Origin of the sequence: Akkermansia sp. N21169, assembly GCF_029854675.1 — a bacterium.
Classification (GTDB): domain Bacteria; phylum Verrucomicrobiota; class Verrucomicrobiia; order Verrucomicrobiales; family Akkermansiaceae; genus Akkermansia.
In genome coordinates this window covers 21,329-45,353 of sequence record NZ_JARWNC010000040.1, presented here as the reverse complement: position 1 = coordinate 45,353, position 24,025 = coordinate 21,329, and the positions used below count along the sequence as shown (strand labels likewise).

Here is a 24,025-nt window from a genome sequence, read left to right as displayed (position 1 = left end):
AGTCAATAACGGGGTAAATCAAACGAAGCATCAAAAAATGGCAGTTCAGTCTTGACAAACGGATTCCAAATCCGCTAATTCGACCCTTTGCCTCACACACAAGCAATTAACAATCAATACAAAAAAAGTCCCTCCGCTCGATGATATTCGGCAAAGTAAAAGGGAATGAATACTCGTCCATCCACACGCGAACTCTATCGCAAGTCCGCAGGACTTCGTTCAGGATGCATTTCGGGCAAGCGCATGCATGGAGTACACCCGTTGAGTTTTTGCCGGTCTCTTCCAGCGTTTTCTTTTCCATCCTGTCTTCCATGCAAAAAAAGGCGCGGTTCCTTGCGGAGCCGCGCCTTGATTGTTAGGAGGAGGGGTGTTCTTTACATTAGAACGTGTATCTCACACCGACGTTTGCCGTGAAGTCCCTCGTGCCGCTGCGGAATTCGAAGTTCGTTCCTCCGAAGGCGGAGAGGCGTTCATTGAACGGGACGGTGACTCCGGCTCCAATCAGGGCTCCGATGCGGTTGTTGGCCGCGGGGTTCACGGTGAAGTTCCTGCCGGGGGCTCCCATGAAGGACGCGGTGAGCGGGGCTCCCTGGTCGCCGACGTCGAAGGTCATGAGGGCCATGGCTTCGAAGCGGGCCGAGGGGGCGCTGCTTATCACGCTGAAGTCGCGGGTGTAGCGGCCGCCGAGGCCGAGGATGGTGGCCCAGGCGTCCTGGCGGTCGAGGTGAAGCCCGGCGTTACCGATATCACCCTTTTCCGAGTAGCTTCCGATCCAGCCCAGGCTGCTCTCGACGGTGAAGAGCGGGGCGATGGTGGACTTGGCGTCCAGCTGGAAGGTGTAGGAGAGCTCGTAGGCGAAGTTCAACGACGTACCGGAAGCGGCGCCGCGGGACATGTGCGCGAAGCGGTCGCCGACTGTCACGAAGCGGTCGTTGGTGAAGTCGTGGAACCCGATGCCGAGGCTGGCGCGGTTCTGCCAGGCTCCGTTGCGGTAGGTGCCGTAGAGGTCGATGTTGTAGGTATCGGTCTCGTCGGTGGCTCCCAGGACTTCGGTACGGGCGTAGTCGTAGCCCAGGGAGATGCCGAGCATGGTGTTGGCATCGAGGCTGCGTTCGGCCCCCATCATGGCTCCCCACGAGCTGCGGCTGAAGCCGGGGGCGTTGCTGTCTCCGTTGGCTTTGTTGTAGCCGGCCGTCGGGGTGACCCAGACTTCGGTGTTGCTGCGTCCGTGGCTGATCATGCCGCCCTTGGCGTCCGGAGTGACGGAGATGGCGTAGCTGCCGGTGCCCATCGAGCTGCGCAGGTTGCGCAGGTGGTTGACGTTGCCGGCGAGCATGGAGCTCATCATGGTGCTCAGGCGGGTGCCTCCGACCGAGTCGAGGGCAGCCTTGGCTTCCGCTTCGCTCCTGGTGTGCTTGAAGGCGTTGATCATGTCGAGCAGTTCGCCGGTGGCGATGCCGTCGTTGTCAATGCTTTCAATGACGCCCGAGATGCCGCTCTGGTTCTGGTGCTTGTCGGCTCCCTTGTGGTTGACGGAGAGGACGAGGTCGGTTCCGGTAGCGGTGTTTTCGAGGTGCGCGTTGAGCAGGTAGAGGTCGTGCTGGACTTCGTCATGGAAGGTGCCGGTGAGTTCGCCCGCATCGACGATGTGGAAGCGGGTGCCGTCGGCTACGCCGCGTTCCTGGGTCGGGGTGTAGGCACCCTTGCGGATTTCCACGAGCGAGTTGTTCAGGTCGGCCTTGCCGGTGACGACGAGTTTGTCGCTGGCGTTGTTGGCCAGATCGAGGTCGACGATGGTCTTGGTGCCGGTCTTGTAGACGCCCATGCAGTCGGCTTCGGAGCGTTCGAAGGCGGCGGAGCCGAGGGTGAGGGTTTCTACGCCTCCGGTGTGTCCGTTCCACATCTTGCCGGCTTCTCCGATTTCGATGACGGTGTTATCGTTGCGGGCGTCGACGTGGCCTGTGGTGGAACCGTTGCCGGAGAGCATCGTTCCCCGGGCGAGGGTGACGTTGCTGCCGATATTGCCGTTGAGGGCGAGGTCGCCTTCATTGACTTTGATGGCGGTGGCGAAGCCCTGGCTGTTGGCGTTGTTGATGGCCAGCGTGGCGTTTCCGGTCTTGGTCATGGCGCCCTTGGCTCCGGCGAGCTGTCCGTTCCAGGCGGTGTCGGCGAGGGTGTTGACGGTGAAGGCGTGGTCGCCGTCGACCGTGAGGGCCGAATCGAACCGGACGGGGTCTCCGTCCCGGACTCCGGTTTGGAGGGTGACTCCGCTGCCGGCGATGTTGAGGGTGGAGGAGCTGCCGTAGGCGTTGGAGGCCGTGGCGTCAATGGTTCCTTCCTTGAGGTTGACGGTGCCCGTGTAGGCGGCGGCGGCCTTGTTGAAGGCGAGGGTGCCGTTTCCTGTCTTGTGGAGTTCTCCGTTTCCGTCGAATCCTCCGTTGACGTTCATGGTCTTGTCCGCGTCCACCATGACGGTGCCGTCGCTGGTCATGCGGACGGTGCCTTCCATGGTGAAGTTTTCATGGACGTTGACGAGGCGGTCTCCCGCGCTCCACAGCATGCCTTCGTTGAAGTCGAGCGTGCTGTCCGCCGTGATGACGGAGGAGGAGCCTTCGAGGATGTTGACGGTGCCGTTGGAGAGGACGATGTCGCTGTCGATGACGCTGGCGCCGTCCAGGTTGAGGATGCCTCCGTCCCGGACGTAGATAGCTTCGTCCAAGGTCAGTTCCGTGTCCGTGACGTTGGTCGTGCCGGAGGTGGCGAGGCTCGTTCCTTCGATCGCGCTGTCGATGAGGGTAAGTTCCGAACCGGTTTCGACCGTCGTGCTGGTAATGGTACCGGCGGAGTTGGCCAGAGTCGCGCTGGAACCGACGCCGTTGGCGCTGGTGCCCACCTTCAGGGTGTCGAGGCCGACGATGGTGCCGTCCGTTTCCAGCGTGGCTCCGTCGAGTTCGACGGCGCCTTCATTGGTTTCGGAGTTTCCGAGGATGTCGGCGGAGGATCCGTTGGTGGCGGCATTGGCGCCCGTGAGCGTGATGCTGGAGCCTTCACCGGCGGTCACGTTGTGGATGGTGTTGCCGCCCAGCGAGGTGAAGTTCAGGTCCCCGGCAGCGATATGGAGGTTGCCGACGGTGTAGTCGGTTCCGTCGATGGTGACGTCGCCGGCCGTCTGATCCAGGGTGCCGATGATGGAGGGAGCATCGTTGAGGATCGGGTCATGGGAGAGGACGAGGTCGGCGTCTCCGCTCTTGACGATGGTGTCTCCGGCAGCGTCGAGCTGTCCGGCCAGGATGAAGTCCTGGTCCGTCTGGATGGTCAGGCCGTTGCCGTTAGTGGCGATGTCCTTGCTGACGGTGGCTCCGTCGGCGGTGTTCTTCAGCGTGACGCCTTCTCCGGTGACGGAGAGGGTGCCGTCCTTGCCGATCGCTTCATTGGCGTTGACCACGAGCGTGCCGCCGCCGATGGCGATGTCGTCTTCGAATCCTTCGTTGGTGGAATTGATGACGATTTCGCCGGTTTCACCGTTGGCGTTGAGGGAGAGCGTATCGTCTCCGTTGGAACCGGAACTGAGCGTACCGTTGATGTTCAGCGTGCCGTTGACGTTGATCGAGGCGTCCGCGTCCACCGTGATTCCCATGTTCTGGTTGTGCGTGCCGTTGATGGTGACGACGGGGCTGGAGGCGCCCGGATAGGCCAGGTTGTCGTTGGGCTGGAAGGAAATAGCTCCATTGAAGTTGTTGCCTTCGGCGTTTCCGTTGACGGTGAAGCTTCCTCCGGTCATGGTGACGTTGGAAGTGAAGTTGCTCTTCTCGTCGATGGTGAGGCTGGCGTTCGGATCAATCAGCGTTCCTTCCTTGACGACCAGGGTGCCCGGATTGCCGTTCTCGTCATTGACCGTTACGTTGACCGTGTCGGAGATGTTGAGGGAACCGGAGACGGTGTTGTCGTTGGAAAGGACGAGGTCGCCGCCGACGACGGTCAGGTCACCGTTGATGTCGACCTTGTCGAGTCCCAGGTGGGTGGAGTCGGTGGACGAGGTATTGGTGGTGCTGATGCTGCCGTTGACGGTCGTATTGGCGATGTCGAGGCTGGAAGCGTCGTTGAGGATAATCTCACCCCGGCCGCCGTTGAGGTTGAGCACGGTGTCGGAGATGGATCCGGAGGCATTGCCGTTCATCGTGATGTTGTCGGCGTTGACGCTGTTCCCATTGCCGTTGACGGTCAGACTGCCATCGTCATTGACGGTGACGTTGCCCAGATCGCCGGCTCCGGTGGAGTCGAGCGTCAGGGAACCGTTGCCGTTGACGGTGGTCTTGTCCGTGACGTTGGCGGTGCCGTTCAGGGTGACGTCGCCGTCGGTGACGGTGAGGCTGCCGCCAACCGTGGTGGTGCCGTTGACGGTGACGGTTCCCTCAAGGGTGGTTCCGTCGCCGGTGACATTCAGGTTGTTGCCTGCCGCAAGCGAACCGTCTACGGAGACGAGTCCTTCCAGGTTCATGTCGTTGCCTGCACTGACGGAGGAATTGCCGTTCATGACCAGGTCGGAGCCGCTGACTGCATTCAGGTTTCTGTCCGCCTCGATCCTGCCGTCATGACCGCTGACGACCGCGTCGCTGCCATTCAGGGCAATGTCCTTGCCGGACAGGGCACCGTTGACTGTCGTTTGGCCGGTGACGGTAACCGTCTGTCCGGCCGCGAGGGATGAACCGCTGCCGATGGTCGTGGTTCCGGACAGGTCGGCGTCGCGGACGATGCCGACCTTGGTGGCATCCGTTCCGTCTCCGATGTTCAGGTCGCCGCTGGAGACGAGTTCTCCGGCGTTGACGGTGGAGTTGCCCTTCAGGGTCATGGCTCCCATGTTGTGGAGGCCGTTAGTGACGTTGAGGATCGTTCCGGTCGTTTCGAAGGTGCCTTCGTTCTTCACCGAGTTGACGCTCAAATCGCTTTCATTCACGGTGATGGCGCCATTGTCCAAGGTGAGGACGTTTCCGACGGATGTGCCGAGGACATTGTCCAGACGGATCGTGCCGTTTGTATCGGCCTGGATGAGCGATCCGCCCATCAGCGTGGCGTATCCCAGATTGAGAGTAGAGTTTCCGTCTTCGCTACCGCCGACTAACAGGTTGCCGAACTTGTTGATAACCTGGACCGTACCGTCGGATCCCGGCGCATTGACGATGCCTTCATAAACACCGAGGTTATGAACCGTATTGGCGATTCCTTCCAGATTCAGCGTCCCGCTTCCGATCTTGACGATCATGTCTCCGTCTCCCGTCGTGACAGTGCCGTACAGCGTGGCTTCGTCTTCATTGTTGACGTTGACGATCAGGGAATCGGTGCCGTCGCCGGACAACTGGATCTTCTTGTCCTGGTCGGCTCCGTCGGCAAGGACAAGCCTGTTGTCGCCGATGACTTTCAGGGCTCCGTCCGTACCGAGGGCGTTAGCCGCGTTGAGCGTCAAGAGCATCACGCTCTTGAAAGAGGAAGCTCCGGCTGACTTGATATAATCGCTGGAACTGTTGAGGACGATATCGCCCGTATGTTCCCCTGTCTCATTCAGCGTCAGAAAACGCGGGCGATCGGTGGGATTGACGGTGATGGTGCCGCTTCCGGAGGCGATGGAGCCCAGCGTCAGGTTCGACGCGAGGTTGATGACGCCGTCGGCATTGGCGACGAGACTGTTGCCGGAGGCATCCCAGTCGGCGTTGACATTGATATTGCGGGCGAAGCCGGATTCTCCGGTCAGCGTGATGGCGTTGCCGGCGGAAATCGCGGAATCCGCGTTGTTGTAGTTCAACGTGCCGTAGGCCAAAGCCAGGGCTCCGTCCAGCATGCCGGCGTAATCTTCCGAACCGAGGTCAACCGTACCGTTGGCGATGCGGATGCTGCCCGTGTGGGTTCCTTCGATGCGGTAGAGGCCGTTCTTGTCGATGACGGTTTCCTTGCCGACGGCGTTCAACGTGGCTCCGTCGTGCAGGGTCAGGTTGATGTTGGTCGTGTTGAGCAGGAGCTCGCCGACGGTATTGGCGCCGTACAGGTCGAACTGGCCGCCGTCCATCGTCAGGGTCTGTCCGATGGTGGAATCCGTCATGGACAGAGTGTTGGTCGTACCCAGCAGGGTGACGTTGCCTGTGACGGAGGTTTGGGCCAGCGTCAGCGTGTTGGCGTCGGCGCTGACGAGGATGCTGCCTGCCAGTGCCGTATTGGCGAGGCTTGCCGTGGAGTTATTGCTGACGCTGATGTCGGCGGTCAGGGATGAAGCCGTACCGGCAGTTGTCCCGGTCAGTGTCAGGGATCCGTGGTCGGCTACAGTGACGTTGCCGAGTTTGCCGAAGGCTCCGGTGTTGGAAACGGTCAGGCTGGAGCCGCTGCCGGTGATGTCCGTGCGGGCCACATTCAGCGTGACATTGGCCAGCGTGGCCGCCGCGTTGACGTCCATCGTCCCGGCGACGGTGATTTCACCGCGTCCGGCGTAGTCGCCCGCCGTGGTCAGGGCCGCGTCGATGACGAGATCCTGGGCAGTCACGTTGAGTCCGTCTCCGGAGATGGCGGCGTTGATATCGACCGTGCCGTTGGCGGCGGAGATCGTGTTGTCGGTGCCGGTCATGGAGGCGTTCAGCGTGATGTTGCCCTCGGAAGAGGTCAGCGTGTTATGGCCGCCGTCCGTCAGCGTTCCGGCGATGCTCATGTCCGTCACGGAGGAGAGCGTCGTGCGGCCCAGCGTGGCGTTCGTGATGGTCATGGAACTGAGGGATTTGAGCGTTCCCCCGTCGACAGTACCGTATCCTGAGAGGTCATTGGCATTTCCGGAGAGAACGATTGTCCCGGCAGTGACGGAACCGACAATGGAAGTCGATCCCGTGGACGTCAGGGAGTGGCGTACCGTGAGGGAACTGCCCGTATTTACAGTCAGCGTACCGTCAATTTGCCGTCCCTTTGCATCGAACGAGTAACCGATGCTCATGGATTCGGCCGTGACTGTCGCGGCGTTGGCTGCTTCATTGTTTCCACCCAGGTTCAAATCGCCGGTGATACTCGTTATTCCGAGGGAATATTTGTTGCCGGCCATGAGTCTCAGCATTTTGCCGGCGTCGACAATTGTGTTAGCTGCCGTCAGGGAAACGTCCGTCATGTTCGTCCCGTTTCCATTTTTGACAAGGTGCAATGTGCCGGTTTCAACCGTGGTGTGTTCCAGATTACCCGAACCGGAGATGGCAAGTGTTCCTCCCGTCGTGATGGAAGAACCTTCTCCCGTCATCGTGATGTTGTTCAGGGAAATCTCGCCGATTGCTTCAATGGAAGCATTGGCCCCGTTCATGGTCAAATCTCCGTCAACGGAAATGGTTTCTCCCGCAAGGAGGCTATCGTCTCCATTGATCGTGGAGGAATCTCCCTGGAGCGTCAGTGTTCCGCCTGCGATGAGAGACAACGTGTCGGAAGTCGTGATGTCGTTGTCTATGGTCAAGTCTCCGTCCGATACAATCGATCCGTTGGCTTCGTCTTCCAGAGTCGTAATTTCCAGGTCGCCTGCCGTCTCCAGCGAAGAGTCTCCTGCCAGAGTCAAGCTTCCGATGGCACTGTCCGCCCCCGTCGTTGTCGTGAGGGAAGATGCGTCCAGCGTGATGCTGCCATCGGCAAACCGGATGTCCTTAGCTTCCGCAGTCGCTCCGCCTGCCAGACCAAGCACACTGCCAGCACCACCGGTGAGCATACCGAAGCTTTGAGTACCTCCGGTCAGGCTCAGGGTCTTACCAGCATCAATCGTGGTGGAATCCGAAACGGTTATGGTGGAGCCTGCCATGGCAACATCCGTGTTGACGAGCAGCGAACCGGCGGTAACCGTGTTATCCGCCCCACCGTTAACGGCACCATCAAAGCTCACGGTCATACCGCTGAGAGTCGTTCCGCCCAGAATCGCCTGAGCGATGCTGAGATTACCGGAAGCCCGAATCGTGCCGCCGAGCAAGTCATTGGCTTCGTCCGTGGCGCCGGACAAGGCGATATCGGTACCCGTCAGCGTGCCGGACAAGGCAAGCTCTCCGGTAGAAGTGACAGCTCCCGAGGAGTTCAGCGTGCCACCGATCGTCAAGCTGCCAGTGTTGGTCACCGTGGTGGCCTGGGCCGTTGCTCCGGCGGACAGAATCATGGAACCGGCATTTGTGAGATTGCCGAAGCTGTATCCGTCGCCCCCCGTCAAGGTCAGCCTAACGCTTTCAGCAAGCGTGGTCGAGTCGTGCACGTCTACTGTGGAGTTGGTCCAAATGTAGGTGCCGCTGTTGAGGAGCAGTTTGTGCCCGGCTGTCAGTGACAAGTTATTCGAGGTTAACTCGGCTGTGGAGGACAGCGAGACATTGCCTCCGGCGAGGGAGACGCCGTTGCCGATATTCGTGATGCCGGAGAGGGTGAGATCTTCCGTAGCCGTCAACTTGGAATTGTTGCCCAGTGAAGTTGCGTTTGCCTGGATGCTCCGGGCAGATACGGTCGTTCCTTCCAGATCGATGGAGTTGGCCGTCAATCCGTTGGTGAGAGTCAGCTTACTTCCATCCAGTCCCGTCAAAGCGCCTTCCAGCGTCATGCTGTCGGCTGTCAGGGAAGACTTCTGCAACTTGAAGGTAGTACCGGCATTGCTGGTTATATCACGGGCTTTCATATCCAGCAAAGGAGTGGAATTCCAGTGGCTCAGAGCAACTTCTCCCTGCGTCAGATTCAGGTCACCGAGGTCGGACCCGGAGTATGTCAAATAGAGGGGAGATACCCCTACCTCAACATTCAAGATTCCCCGGTTATTAATCAATCCTTGCCACTCCAGGTCACGGGTAGTAACCAGATTGACAGTAGATCCCTTGTTAATAACCAGTCCCTTGCTCTGATCTTTTCCAATTGTGATAGTATGTTCTCCGGATTCGGCAATGAGGGAACCGCTTGTTCCCATACCATAGTTTTCACCCAAAGCAGTAATGGAAACTGAGTCCTTCAAGACGATATTGCCGGTATGTGTGCCGGTTTTGTCAAACGTGAAGGTACCGGAACCGGTAAGAGTCAGGTCGCCGTTTCCGGTGAGACCGTGGCTCGTCATGGAGTTGGAACCCATGTTGATCGTTCCGTCTCCGTTGACGGCAAGAGCCTTGCCGTTGCCGAGCGTCCAGGAATTTTCCAGGTTGATCACGGAGTTGCCGACCGGATCGGCGAGGAAGGAGAGGTCTCCGTCTACTCTGCCGCCCTGGTAGGTCAGCGTGCCGCCCTGGATGCCCAGGTTACCGGTCAAGATACCTGTGGAGCCCAGTGTGGCGGTACCGCCCATCAGAGTGACGTTGCCTGTAACCGTACCGTTGATCCGCATGTCGGAACCGGTGCCGATGCCCGTGGTGTCCACGTTCAGGGTTGCTCCCTGATTGATATTCACCCGGGCGTCGTAGGCCAGCGTCAGCGTGTTGATGGAGTTCTCGCCGGTAGCGAGGACGTTCAACGTCGATCCGTTGAGGAGGACGGTGCCCTGCACGGTGGATGTCGTCATGTTCATGACGTCGCCGCCGTTGACGGTGATGTTGCCCGTCACCGTGGCGTCCGTCAGGTTGACCGTGTCAAGCTGTTCATCGGCTACGGTTGAGATGCCACCGTTGAGAGTCAGGTTGTTCAATGAGGCTGCCGAACCTCCGCCTGCCGTGATGCCGTTGACCGTAAGTTCCGTTCCCTCAACGCCGGTTGCCGAGAAGGCGCCTTCGGAGACCGTGACGGTCCCGAGGGAATCGGTCGTCCGGGCGGTCGTCCAGACCAGGTTCAAGGCTCCGGCCCGGTCGATCGTCGTCGTGCCGGAGATGGAGAAGGAAGTATCGGTCGCCGTCAGGGCGTCCGTACCGTGAACGGCCAGGTTGACCGCTTCCAGGCTGGAACCGGCAACGAGCGTATCGCCGTTGGTGATGTCGATCGTTCTGCCGGCCTTCAGGTTCAGGACTCCATTGACATGGTTCAGGTAGATGTCCGTGCCGGATTCAATGCCCATGTCGCCCGTCACCGAACCGTTGAAGGTTACCGTATGGGCCTTGATGATGCTGCCGTCGTAGAAGGCGACCGCTCCGTTGGCCGTGAAGTCGCCCGTCAGGTCGATCAGGCTCGTATGCCTGTCTGTGCCTTCCGTACCCAGTGTCAGCGTCGTGCCCGCGGCCGTCGTCATGGACTGGCCGGAGAGGGACATGCCGACGAGGTCGAGCGTACCGCTGTTCAGGACGGCCACTCCGGCCGTACCGAGATCCATGTTCATCGATTCCAGCCTCACGGAAGCGCCGCCCAGTGTGAGGCCGGTGGCCGTCACCGTGCCGCCTTCTCCCTTGAGGGAGAGCGCGGAATCTCCGGATGTTACTACATTGCCGAGGGAGGAATCGTTGGCGAGCCGGCTGATGGTCAGGTTTTCGTCGACGGAGAGGGTTCTCCCGACTTCCAGATCCGTCAGGGCGGAGGTCAGCGTCGTCGCTCCGAGGTCGACGTCCATCCCCTCAAGGGAGACGGAAGCGGTGGCGGCGCTGTCGGTCAAGCCTTCATTGACAACCAGATTCCTGCCTGCTGTCAGAACCAGACTTCCTTCTCCGAGTTCGGCATTGCTGCCGAGGATAAGCAGGTCTCCGGCGGCGTTCACCGTTGCTCCGGTGAGATTCTTGCCGTCACCGTCGAGACCTACGGAACCGTTGGAGGAGGTTACACGTCCGGAGATGGATGCGACCTGTGAGAGGAGGATGTCTCCGGCGGCAGTCAGATCGCCGGCGATTGCCGCCGTTCCGTCAACCATGGCTTCTTCCCTCAGATTGAGTTCACCTGTAACTGTCAAGGCTCCGTTTCCGGAAAGCGTGCCGCCTGCGGCGCTGCCGCCTTCTCCGACGGTCAAGCTGCCCGAGTTGTCGATCATCGTCCCGAGTTCGTGCGTACCCCTTCCTCCATTGAGAGTCAGGGCGACTCCGATCCCGGTGGCCCCGGAAACGTTCAGCAGGGAATTGGCGTCAACCGTCGTTGCGCCGTTGACCGCCAGCGTTCCGGCATTGACCGTTGCCCCGGTAAGGGAGGAAGCTGCACCCAGCGTCAAGGTATGGCCAACCGCATTCAGGACGTTGCCGAGACCGGTTGTAGAAAGCCCCCCGGCGAACGTCATGTCGCCGCCGGACGTCACCGTGCCGTTCATGCCGGCGACCTGGCTGTTCACCGTCAAGGCGCCGCCCGTCGTCAGGAGGGACCCGCCGGTCAATGCCAGCGTGCCGTCGATTGTTCCTGCCCCTGAGATGGCAAGGGAGGATGCGTTGTTCAGGGTCAGTGTCGTGCCGATTTCTGTTGTGAGCAACGAGCCGTTCTGCATGGATGTGCCGTCCAGTGTCAGAGTTCCGGCTGTCAGGACAAGATTGCCGCCACCCAAGTCAACATTGAGGTTGGTCAGGGCATTGCTCCCGCTTCCTATCGTCAGACCGGACATGCCAAGCGTTCCTCCATCCCCCGTCAGCTTCAGGGAACCATTGCCGCTGACATTGACCGCTCCCATCATGGAACCGTTTGCCAGATGGGAGACCGTCAAAGCCGCCGTGAAGGAAGAACCGCTGCCGAAGTTGATCAGCGTCGAGCTGCCGGACAGCGTTGTTCCTGTTTGGCCTGTGACAGACAGCGTTTTCCCGCTCAGGCTTACCTGATCTCTTCCGATCACTCCGTTAAGAGTCACGGCATTGCCCGCGGAAGCCGTCAGATCGTCAAAATAGGCATTGGACAAGCTGATGTCCCTTCCGGCGGAAAGACTTGCATTGGCCTGGGAAGTCGCGCTGTCGCTGTCCACTCCGACCATTACGATATCACGGTTTGCCATGAACGTACTTGTCTCGGTACCGGCAAGCTTAATGGTTTTGATGCTGCCGGAACTCTCCAGGACGATATCGCCTGCTGTTGCTTGGACCGTTGCATGATCAAATATCGTGTGGTTGTTATCCTGTGCAGTTATGTTTGCCGCATTTAACGTGGAATCGGTCAGCTTGGCATAGCCGGCATTCAGCTGAGCCTCACCGCTCAGGTTAAGAACTGAATTCGCGCTCATCTCCAACCGGGTATCGGTTATGCTTGTTCCGCTTGCTTGCGCGCCGGTGATATACAACACCTTTTCTCTGTTTCCTGTGTTGGAAATCACGCCGAGCTTGTAGGTTCCTGTTCCCGACAAGGTAAGGGTACTTAGGCTACTGGAGCCTTGGAAGGTCAGGGCATTGACGTCGATAGAGGATGTTCCGGAGAACGTGTGTCGTCCCGAGCTATCCAGGACCAGTTCTTGGGCCTGGATCGTGGAATCCGACCAGGCAATTGTACCCGAGGAATCCAGGAGCACATCTCCCTGCAAGGCCTGCAAGGTAACGTTCCCTACCTGAGAAACGAGAGAACCATGAATGGAAATATTGCCCGTCTCGGCCGTTACAGCGGCTCCGGTCAGATTGATGGAGGAATCCCTACCTCTGCCTAGTGCCAGTTCGACGTTCTTCCCGGCCCGAACGATCGCGTTCTGCAGATTGAGAGCAGAGCCTTTCAAGGAAGTATCCGTGACGGTAATATCGCCCGTTGCTTTCAATGTGGAAGCGCTGGCGTTCTTCAATCCATTGCTGAATGTCAGGTCTCCTCCCGCGGTAATCGAAGAACCCTGGAGGGTCTCTACGACATCCGTCACCGTCAGCCCTGCCTTGGCATTCAGGACGGAACCGTTGCTCATGGTCAGTCCCTTGAACGTAACGAGGCGGGCGTCGTTGAGGAACAGCGTCCCGTTGTTCATGGCGAGGGAAGCACTTGTCGTCGTCCAGCCGCTGGCCGTAACCTGGGCGTTGTCCAACGTCAGCGTGCCACTGCCACGCACGATGGTTCCGAGCGTGTTGTTCAGACTCGGCTGATTCGTCGTACCGGTGAGGGTCAGGCTGGCATTCAGAAGTGTCTCGGAAGCGACATTCAGCAGGGAATCCGTCAAGGTCGTAGCGGCTTCGACATCAAGGGCTCCGACATTGACCATGGAATAAGTGAGACCGGTTGCCCCGTTGAAGGTCAGGACACCATGATTGGCCGTCAACTTGAGATGTTGAGCCGTGACCGCTCCGAGATCCATGTCTCCTTCGGAGGACGTCAGGGCACCGCCGTCAGCGGAGACTGTCAGCGTCGCATTCGTCAGGTCGATGTCGCTCGTAGCGGTAATTCCCGCATTGTCCAGTTCCAGATTTCCTTCGAAATCGACAGAACCGACATGGGCTACGAGATCCGTCAAAACAACGGAACCATTACCGGTGAGATCCCCGCCCGTCGACAGAGTTCCCCCGTTGATGGACAATTCTCCGTTCTTGCTGACCGCGATATCATTGAATCCAAGATTCGCCGCCGTATCCTCCAAGGTGATAGCGCCGTTCTCGGCGTTGATGGCTCCCTTGACCGCCGCATCATGCAGGGTAATGGAAGCACCTCCTGTGACAGTCAGACTGCCGTAGGAACCGTAGTATCCCTTGCCGGCTGCCGATTCATTGGAGATGGAACCTCCGTTGGCGGAGACAAGGCTGTCGATGTCGTTGGCGTTCAGGGCATCGGCGCCAATGTTCGTCAATTGGACTACTATTCCGTCGGCGGTTAGCGTTGAGAGCTTCACCGGACCGGCCAGGGTTGTCGCGCCTCCCGTGACATTCAAATGTCCGCCCGTGACGTTCTTCGTCCATGTCACAGTTCCATTGGAGGCCAGATTCAACGTCTTGCCGATGAAGGAGAGCGTGTTGGACTGGCTGCCGGATACGACCATGTCCGTCGTGTCATTGGTCAGCGTCAGCATGCCCGTGCCGAGGGCATTGTTCGCGCCCAGCGTCAGCGTGCCCGCGCCATAGTTCACATTGGAGGAGAAGGCAGACTGAGTCCCATTCACCGTCAGGGCTCCTTGGCCCGTAACAGTCAGCGTACCGGAACCGATCAGGCTGTCTGCTTCCAGAACCAGCTCCTGGCCATCGGCAATGTCAACCGTGCCGTTTCCATTGACTCCGGTACTCAGCGAAAGCCCGGAGCTATCGCCCAGATTGGTGATGAACAGCGTACCTCCATGGAAGTCAACCTGTCCGATCAATTCTCCGTAGTCTACCCCGCCGATTGCCAAGCCGGAACCTCCCGCCAAAGCAAATGAACCGGTCGTCCGCCCGGTGATGGAAGCGGAGCCGGACGTCATGGTTACGGCGGCCATACCCAGATCGTTGGTGCCGGTGAATGCCAGGGTACCGGTGGAATTCATGTTGATTCCTCCGACATAATCCAGCGTCACGTTATTCAAGCTCGCGGAGGATGCGCCCGCAAGGGACAGCACGTCATAACCCGCGAGAGTCGCTCCATTCAGAGTTAATTCGGAAACTCCCCGGAGAATAACAGAAACACTGGCATTAGCCGCGTTCAGAGCAAGATTCTCGACGCTCATCGTCGAGTCGGTCAGGGTGATCGTCTTCGTCGTGAAGAAATCGTCGGAATTTGCCTGGCCTGTCAGGGAAACGTTCGAATTTCCATTGACCGCCAGAATGCCGAGCGTTCCGAGATCAATCCCCTTGGAGACATTGGCGATGTCAAGGTCGGCACCGTTGGTCAGCGACAGCGTATCCCTGATTTCCATCTTGGACCATGTGGAGCCGCCCTGGTCGGAAATGTCGATCTTAAGCTTCGTCGCATCGTCGTGCAGGTTCAGGTTGTGCGTCGAGACGCCTGTGGCATAGATCTGGGCTCCGTGAACCAGTTCGACGTCGAAGTTGCCTTCCGTGACAATTTCGCCGCGGACAGGGTCACCGGTGAAGTCGTCCTTCACTCCGTCGAAAACGATGTTTCCGGCTTCCGTCCTGATTTCGGAGGAAGCGTCCCACTTGATCTTGTCCTTATTGTCTTCCGTGATGGTGATATGGCCTGTCTTGAAGACCAGGTGACCGTTGTTCGCCACGCTGATGCCGGAGAATGTGGACTGGGTAAGTACATCGGAGGTCTCAAGCGTCAGCGTCGTGTTGAATTTGCCGTCCGTGCCGTCGATGGATAGGAAGGAGTTGCCCGTCATCGCCAGAGAAGAACCGTGAGCCTGCGTGCCGCCGGTGATGGAGAGTGTCGTCAGGACAGTTTCTCCTTTGACATGGATAGAGCCGAGTTCGACGACGGAGCCGGTCGTTCCGTCCAGAGTGACGTTGTCCAACTGGAGCATGGCTCCGTTATTGATGGTCGTCGTGACGTTACCCGAAAGATTCAGCGAACCTTCGGAAAGCTGAGTCGCCTTGTTGACGGTCAGGTTCGTTCCGGAGAGAGCGTTATTAGAGCCTGCGACCGTATCACTATATGAAGCGGTGAGTCCGTCGATGAGGCTCTTGACAGTGACTGTCTCGTTTCCGGTCGAAGAGAACACAATGTTCTGCGCATCAATGGAGTTTCCGGCGAGCTTGCTCGTCGTGCCCACGAGCGTGAACGTCTTGCCGTCCGTCTTGTTTCCGGCGGACAGGGCGGCGGCGCTGATATTATTGGTATGGCCTTCATATCCGACGGTCAGGTCGCCATCGGTGGAGACGAGGGCTTTCTCGCCATCGACTATGCCGGTGATGGTGTTGTCGCCGGCCAGGGTCAGACTGTCCGTCGTGGCGAGAGACGCCTGGAGATCATTAGCCGTATTGGTGATGGTCGTCACTCCCTTGACCGTGATACCGCTGCCAGACGCTTCCGTCTGGGTCAGTGTGGAGTCGGTGATCGTCAACGCGCTAGTGCCTTGGTCGCTGTACGACTTGAAGTTGGCCCGCGCGCCGTTGATGAGGGCGAGTTCATTATCGCCTGTCGCGGAGAGGATGATCTCACCCAGTTCGGACGCGGTTCCGTCCTCAACCGTTCGGATGGACGGATTGACGTAGGAACCGTCCAGCGTCAGCTTCTGCCCGGACGCGATGGTCGTCTTCGTGGTGTTGATGTAGCTGCCGGCAAGCGTTGCCGACTTGGAAACCGTCAGAGATGCGTTCTTATCCCCGTCGGCGTTCTGCATCAGCTTCAGTCCGGTCCCGGACAACCCTGTAGAATCGAGGACGATGTCCTTGCCCAGCAAGCTGGACCCGGAGAGCGTCTTATAGCTGCCTTGGAGCGTCAGCGTCTTGGCGGACTGAACGGTGTCGCCATCCAGTTCGTTGCCGGAACCGGCAAGAGTCAGATTGCCGTTGACCGCCAGCATCGCGTTACCACCGCTCACCGTGGAATTGATCGTAATGTCGTCGTCTGTGCCGGAGGCCTGGGAGAGCGAGCCGTCAAAAAGATCGACTGTTCCGGTATTGCCGACATCACTCCAGGTCGTGAAGGTAAGCTGGCTGTCATTCACGACCAGGTTGCCGCCGTTTCGCAACGTCACGGCTTTGAGGACGTAGGAGGTTTGCATTCCAACCGCAGCGGATTTAGAGAAAGCAAGAGTCGCCTGATCGACCGTCGTTCCCGTCGTCAACGTGAGGACGGAATCCATGATCTGAACGTAATTGTTTACATCCGTACCATTGACCAGAAGAGTGGCGGCGGAAATCGTCGAGTTGGAAACATCCACCTTGCTCGTGGTCAGGGAGAATGTCAGCGTATCCACTGCCTTGGCGTCGACATACTGGAATCCCGTGCTCTTGGAAGTCGGTTTCAAGACGATATAATCGGCATTCATCGTCAGGCGCTTGCTCTCGCCAAGCCCCGTCGTAATGCCACTCACCGTCAGCGTATGCCCGGATGCGTCGAGAGTTCCATAGGCGCCATCATCCAGATTATTGACCGTCAGATCGCCACCGCTTACCTTCAGAGTACCCTGCGTATCACTGGACGGACTGGAACCGTAAGCTCCGAGGCCGAGCATGCCGTTGAGAGTTGTATCCCCATTGCCGGAGACGGTCAGAGTCGCGTTGTTCTCGATGAACAGGAAACCATTGATAAAGGAAGGCTCGCCGTCAACGGTCAGTTGGGCTGTCTCAATATTCGTGGCGACATCCATCCATCCTCCGTTGATGTCGATGGCGGACAGAGGCCCGAACGAGGATGGCCCTGGCGCTCCCGCGGTAATATAAATTTTGCCGTTGTTTTGAGTGAGCGTACCGGTAAAGCCGCCCGCAGCAGTCAGATTCAGAGTGCCTCCTTTGGCGTTCATCTCCAGCATGCCGCTTCCCGCGAGAGAGCCGATCGTGCTCGTGGAGTCGGTCAAGTCGATGGCGAAGGTCTTTCCAGTCTCGATCGTCAGCGTCTTGCCGTTCGTATCGATCTGCGGCGCGCGGCCTTCGGCTATCGTGTCGCCTATCAGGACGACCGTTCCGGAGAAATCATTGTTATCCCCGGCAAGCATCTTGTACGTCCGGACGACTTTGAGATTCCCTTCTCCGTGGAAGTTGGCGGCATTCGTAGATTCAAAGCCTCCCTTCGCCAGCAGATCGCCATCGAGGTTGACGGTTCCATTGGCGTCGAGCGTGACCTTGCCCGTTACAGTGAGCATACCGTTGAGGGAAGTCTCGGCGGTGTCTTTGGCGTTGATCGTCAGCGTGCCGGTTCCGCCAATACTCGTGGCCTGCGCGGCAACGTCGTGGTCGATGGTCAGTAGGCCGTTGTTGGTGATGGTGTCAAGGTTGATGGTTGATATGGAGGGAGCCGTGACACCGTCGGTGATGAAGAGTTCTCCGTACTGGTTGATCGTCGTCGAAGTTGAAGTTCCCGCCAGCTTCAGGACATCCGTATCCTTGAGTTCCGTTGTGTGGATGGCCGTATCGGAAGTTCCTCCCGCGATAACGAGAACGTTCGTATTCAAGGTGTTGGTGCCGTCGGACGTGACCTTGTCCAGAATCAGCGTGCCGGAGGAGCCATCCGCTCCCGTCGTCAAGACAGAGTGGGACAAACTGTCGTTGCCGGAGACAGTCAGCAAGTCCGTTCCCTTGAGATTCAGCTTGTTGCTTGCATCCACACCGGCGGTTTTGCCGGATACCGTCAGGTTTTTCGCCTGGATCGTACCGTTGGATCGGACGACGGTCTCTGACGTGTTGTCAATGGAAAGCGTACCCTGGGCTATGAAAGAAGCCCCGCCGGTTACCGACAATTGGTCGGCGGTCAGGGCCGTGCTCTTGTCATCGCCCTGGTTCAGCGTCATGGAGACGCCGTTCCCGCTGACGTTCAGCTTGGAAGTACCCACCATGGACAAGACTTTCGTCGTCAGGTTCGCGTTGACGTTGACCGCGCCGTCCCCGGACAGATTCATCCCGGCCAGTTCGCCCAGTTTCGTGGTCGTGGAGGCATTGTCGCCGATGTTCAGGATGCCGTTGGAGACATTCACGGTTCCGGTGAAGTCGCCTGGTCCGGTGTAGTTTACGGTTCCTTCGCCAGTCAGGGCGAGAGTACCGCTTCCGTCAAGGCCGCCGTTGATCGTGCTCGCTTCGGCTCCCGTCAGGGTCATGGAATCGCCGATCGTCAGTTTATGGCTCGCCGTATTAATCGTACCGAGAGAACCGCTGACTGTGGTATCGGAAGAAAGTACGACATTGCCGAGGAACGAACCCGTGCCCAAGGACAAGTGATCGCCCACAGTCAACGTGCCGGTTCCTCCGATTGTCTTGTCGGTAGCCGTCAGGCCGTTGGCGGAAACGAGGTTTCCACCGACAGCCAGGCCACCGTTCACGGCCATGGCATTGGAGACGGTCAGCGTGCCGTTCACGATCGTGGAACTGCCGGCAGTATCCGTCAAGGATGTTGCCGTGGCGGCCACATTCGCTTGAATATTCAACGTTCCCAGTTGACTGACTGTAATAAGAGCCAATAGGTTGCTGCCCGACGCATCGTCAGCGAGGGTCAGTGAAGCGCCGCTGTTAATCGTCGTACCGGTTGTAAGAGTCAACGTGTCGGCATCCGTCAGCGTTGTCGTACTGTCAACGATCAGGGCGGCGGCTATAACGGAGTTGTCCCCCTGTGAGACGACATCGTTCAACGTAACCTTGCCTTGTTGACCGGTAGCAGTCAGGACGATTCCCCTGAAAGTCTTGCTGTCCGCACTACTGACATCAACGGTAACATTGGCACCCTTGAAGGTAGCAACGGAAGAATCGGTAGAAGCGATCCGGTTGACGGTCAGGTTTCCGACTGCCTCAACCAGGGTGTTGTTCCCTTCAACGGAAACCGATTTCAACGTCAAATCACCGGCGGCGCTCAGCTTGGCGTCTTCTATTCCTGTCAGCCTGACGAGACCATTGATCGTTTGCTCCTCAATCGAAGTCAGAGTCAAATTGCCGAAATACAGCCCACCATATCCCAATTCCAGAGTGCCGGTTCCACTCCAGGATACCGCCGTTGCGTCGGTATTGACAATGCGCAGGTTGCCGTCGTTGACGATGGCTCCCAGAGAATCGGGATTGCTGGCGATCTTGTGGTTGTGCAGGGACAATTCTGCGTTGGCGTTAATCGTCGTCGTATCGGCAATGGTTATTTGACCGGTTTCTTGCGCCGTGGCCCCCGTATTTCCGAAGTTCACTTTAATGGCATTCACTCCGTCCCCGATCATCAGGTTTTGCGCCGTCAGAGTAACATCTGTGCCGCTCATGTCCTGTGTTCCCGTAAACGTGACCATGCCGCTGGTTGCATCGGATGCCGTGATGGTCGCATTGTCCATCGAGGAGACGTCCGACAGGGTGATGCCTCCGGCGGAGGACGTCAGCGAGCCTCCATTCAGAAAAACACTACCGGAGAGGGTGATGTCTCCTGTTGAATTAACGGTTGATCCGCCCGTGATCGCCGTTTCCCCAGACAGTGTGATGGAGCTGGCAGTCAGTGCAGCCTTATCGCCCAGCACGATATCTCCTTCGCCCGCAATAGCGCCGACAATCAGGGAGGTATTCTCACCATTCAGGTCGATCTTGCCGTTATTGGTGACAGTTTGGTAATCGGACTCTGTCCCTGTTATTCCCTTTTCCGTCGTCGCTTGCGCCCCGCCGGTCATTGCCAGAATACCGTTCGCAGCGATGTCAAGGACACCGAGCTTGTTGCTTTTCGATACGGCGATGCTCAGGGTATCTCCCTCCCCGATGTTCGTAGCATCCGCCGTGATGTTTGATGAACCCGACAAAGCCAGATCCGCCTGGTTGCCGGCGTCATTTGTGCCGACATTCAGCGTTCCGGCTTGCAATGTCGCGGCGCCCAACGTGCCGCCCCGGGGCAAATTAAGCTCACCGTTAGCATTCAGAGTCAAACCGTTAGTTGAGCCGAAGACCGCGTTCGCGGTGATGCTTCCTGCCGTGGATTTAATGGTGCCTCGACCATTGTTTCCCCAGCCATCGAAGGTGATGTTTCCCGTAGCTTCGATCGTTCCGGTGGCATTGGACATCGTGAGGGTGCCTGCCATAATGGAAGCCGCCGTAATTTTGTTGGCGATGTTACCATTATCAAGTATCAGATTGCCCACATCGACTATGCCTGTGACATTAAATGTAGCTCCTTTTTGAATTTTTAGCTTCGCATCATTGCCGGAAACGGAAGACGCACTCAGGGTCATCTGGGAAAGGAGACCGATGTGTGCATTCGTTTCCAGAACGAGCTTCCCAAGCTGGGAACCACTGCCATAGAGAAATGTTCCGTTGGTAGAAGAGCTTGTTTTGCCACTGCTACGGATAATTAATTCTCCTTGACCATTGTTCGTAATAAGAGTACCCCATCCAGGATTTCCTGCAATGTTGTCATCCAGAATCAGGTTGGCATCGCTGGTCATGACAATCGTGGTTGTGGTCTGATTCTTGCCATTGAAAACAATGGTATGATTGCCACCATCGACGGTAATCTGGTTACCACTTTTTCCGAAGACCGCCTGCAGATTGAGATTGGCAAAGTCCTTCAAGGTAACACCGCCGACATAATCTGTGCTTGCGTTCGAAAGCGTAGCGGTTCCCATTCCGGAAAATGTCAGTGCTCCCGCACCGGATACAGCTCCCGTGAAAGTGACTCCGCTTCCTTCCGTCAGCCCCATGTCTACCTCCAGAGCACCAGACAGCGTAGTTCCCCCGGCAATACTCAGGGTGTGATTGTTCAGGTCGATCTTACCACCGTCGGATGAGACCGTTAGAGCTCCGCTATTCGTCAGGTTGCCTTCTATCAGCTTCAGCAGCGTAGCGGATCCCGTCCCCGACATGGCGATGGAGGCAACGTTCAGAGTGTGACCGTCCAGAATGATTATACCGCTGTTGGATAAGACCGTTAGGGCTCCGCTGTTCGTCAGGTCGCCTCCTGTCAGGTGCAACGTAGCGGCTCCCTCCTGACCCATGGCGATGGATTCAACTCCCGGTGCGGCGTAATTGACCGTACCATTCTGAATATCCAGTGCCTTGACGTTGCCATTCCCATTGCTGTTGGAGAGCGTCAGAATATCCTCACCGACTTTCGTGATGCTGATGTTGGAGAACTGTCCCGAGTAGTTGCCGGAAGAAACGCTCAGGGTACGGACACTGTCACTTGAAACCAAACCGTATTCATTGCCTGTCAATGCATTGATTCTTCCTACATCTGATTTCAGAACAAGCCTGGCTTGTGAATTCGCACCATATCCTTCCAGATTTACCGTTGCCAATGCAGCAGCGTTCTCCGAATGAATAACAAGTCCGATCGGATAAGACCCCGAAGTCTGTGCGTCAAAAGCGCGTGCCTGAACGTTAATTATTCCCTCGAAACCTCCCTCTCCTTTCAAATTGAACCATCTTTGACCGGTCCAATTATTTAATGCTTTGATATTCAGAGTCCCATTCCCGGAAAGTTCGCTAACTTGGACCGTTTTATCTGAACCGATCTTGAAGGAAGCGTCTCCATTGACAGAAATCCCCTGTTTGAACCAGAGGGACTTCTCTATCCCATTTGCTCCGTCTACATAGTACAGGGTAGAACCGCTGTTGAGGACTACCTGCCTGTTAATCAAATTCTGATGTTTTCCTCCCTCTACTCCAATTTCAAGCGTCCCTCCATTGTTGATCACAACCTTGTCCGTTGCCCCGGCCGCCCCTAATATGGAAGAATTACCTCCGGCGTTTGTCAAAATCTTCAGTGTTCCGCCGTCAATCGTAATGTCTCCCGCTGTCGTTTGGAATGGATTGTCGGTGGTCAAGACGCGCAGGATACCGCCCCCTTGCTTGATGATACTGCCCGTACCGCTGATAACGCCTTTCTGAGTGAGGGTATTACCGCCGGAAATGTTGAACGTGGCGGTCGTATTGTCGGCAAGAACAATTTTGCCACTCTGTTCGAGTGACCTGACCGTGTCAGTAAAACCGGGGTCGACGAACAGAAGGCTGCCCTTTTCAATATTGTAAGTACCCGTAAATCCGGACTGGTCGTTAATCAGCATGGCCGTTCCGCCACCGTCATTCTTGGTCAGGTAGCTATTGCCGGTGAAAGGCATCGTGTAGACCATGGAGGCCAGTACCGACGGCATCGTCGTGTCCAGAGACGCTCCCATGGTCTCAATCTGATGAATCAAGCCAAGAACCTGGTCCTTGGTAATATTGCCCGTAGGAGCAAGAGCGATCGTTTTTCCATCCCAGGAATAAGTGGAATCGAACAGATCGGACAAGCCCGAGGCCGCATAGCCGGCAAGGGCCGATCCACCCAGGTTCAGCACCATCATGTCGTTGGACAGTCCGAGACGCGGGGATGAAGTATTTAAAGAGGAATTCAAAATCAGTGAAGAAAGTCCACTTGAGGATGTCAGGTTGATTTTGGATACATCTTTGATGGCATCCGTATTGCCGATCACCAAAGAATTGATGTTGAGGGTAATTCCTGTCGAAGAAATCGCAGCATCCAGTGAGGCATGAGTCACACTTATGCTGCTTTTGCCGGAAAGGGCAAGGCCCCCCTCCGAGGAAACACCCAAATCCTTGATCGAGAGATTGCCGGCGCCGATGCCTTCGCCCAGCGTGATATTAGCCGTACCCTTAACGGACAAGTCGGCTATGGAATTGTTGAGGCCAGCCACGGTCAAAGACGAACCGGAGGTTCCGGCCGCGACAACTACATGCCCCAGAGAGTTTGAACCTCCGGTCATCGTCAATGAGGAACCGTCCTGCAACGTCAGTATGCCATCTCCGCCGATTGTGGAATTGCCGGACATAGAGGCATTCCCGAACAAGGACAGGGAGTCGCCGCTTCCCGTCAAGGTCAGGACGGTATTGCTCTGCATGGTCAACCCGGAGGCCGTCAGAGACGTTCCGTTGAGGAAGACGAGCGTTCCGTTATTCTGCTGGGACGAGTTCACACCGATCCGAATGTTGACAGCGTTGTCACTACCTCCCTGAACATTGGAGAGGGTCATTGAACCGCCGTCGACCAGATAAGTGCCGACGAATTCGTTCCAGCCCGATTCAATGTTCTGAATCCAGGCGTTCCCGTTGGCCGTATTCCGGATCATGGCGTCGCTGCCGCCCTTAAAATGGTTGTTTGCATCGGCCATGTAGGCCTTCCCGGTCGTACCGTCGCCTGGATCAAGCGTTTTTTCGCCTTCGACTGTTCCGAGATTTTCAGTAGTAATCGTGGCGGTCGTGCCTGAGCGGACATTGTAGGAAACATCCGCGCCGGGAGGCGTCACGGAAGCGGTGGACGCGGAGGCGGCGGAAGTCGACACCACAAAGGCAGTGGCGGAGACGAATGTAGCAAGAAGAGCCTTGCGAAGCGTGGGGGGGAGGTGGAGTTTCATAACGTTGGTCGATTAAAAATGGTTGAAGGAAGATTAAAAAGCAGGGGAGAGGATAAGGGTTCCGAAAACGGAACGACGACTTCCCGGACGCCGGGAAGAAGGAAATCGCATGGAAGAAGTCGCACGGCCATGTCCGCGCGCGCCGTTGGAAACAAAAGTTTTACGACGCATTTTATCAAGTTGAAAATCAAACGATTGCGCAAGATTCGAGAAGTCGGACAGAATCCCGCAAGAAGATTCCAAAAGAGAGTTCGGACAGTCGCTATGTGGGAAAATGTCCGGTATCTGGTGTACATTCTCCACTCCAATACAATCGGTCATAGTTGCAAAATAGCGGAT

1 protein-coding gene is annotated in these 24,025 nt (G+C 57.4%); it reads right to left on the bottom strand.

Annotated elements, in window-relative coordinates:
* Nucleotides 1-379 precede the first annotated feature (379 nt).
* Nucleotides 380-23,686, bottom strand: coding sequence for a hypothetical protein (locus QET40_RS09325; protein WP_280126905.1), 23,307 nt, complete (start codon nt 23,684-23,686; stop codon nt 380-382).
* Nucleotides 23,687-24,025: the final 339 nt, after the last annotated feature.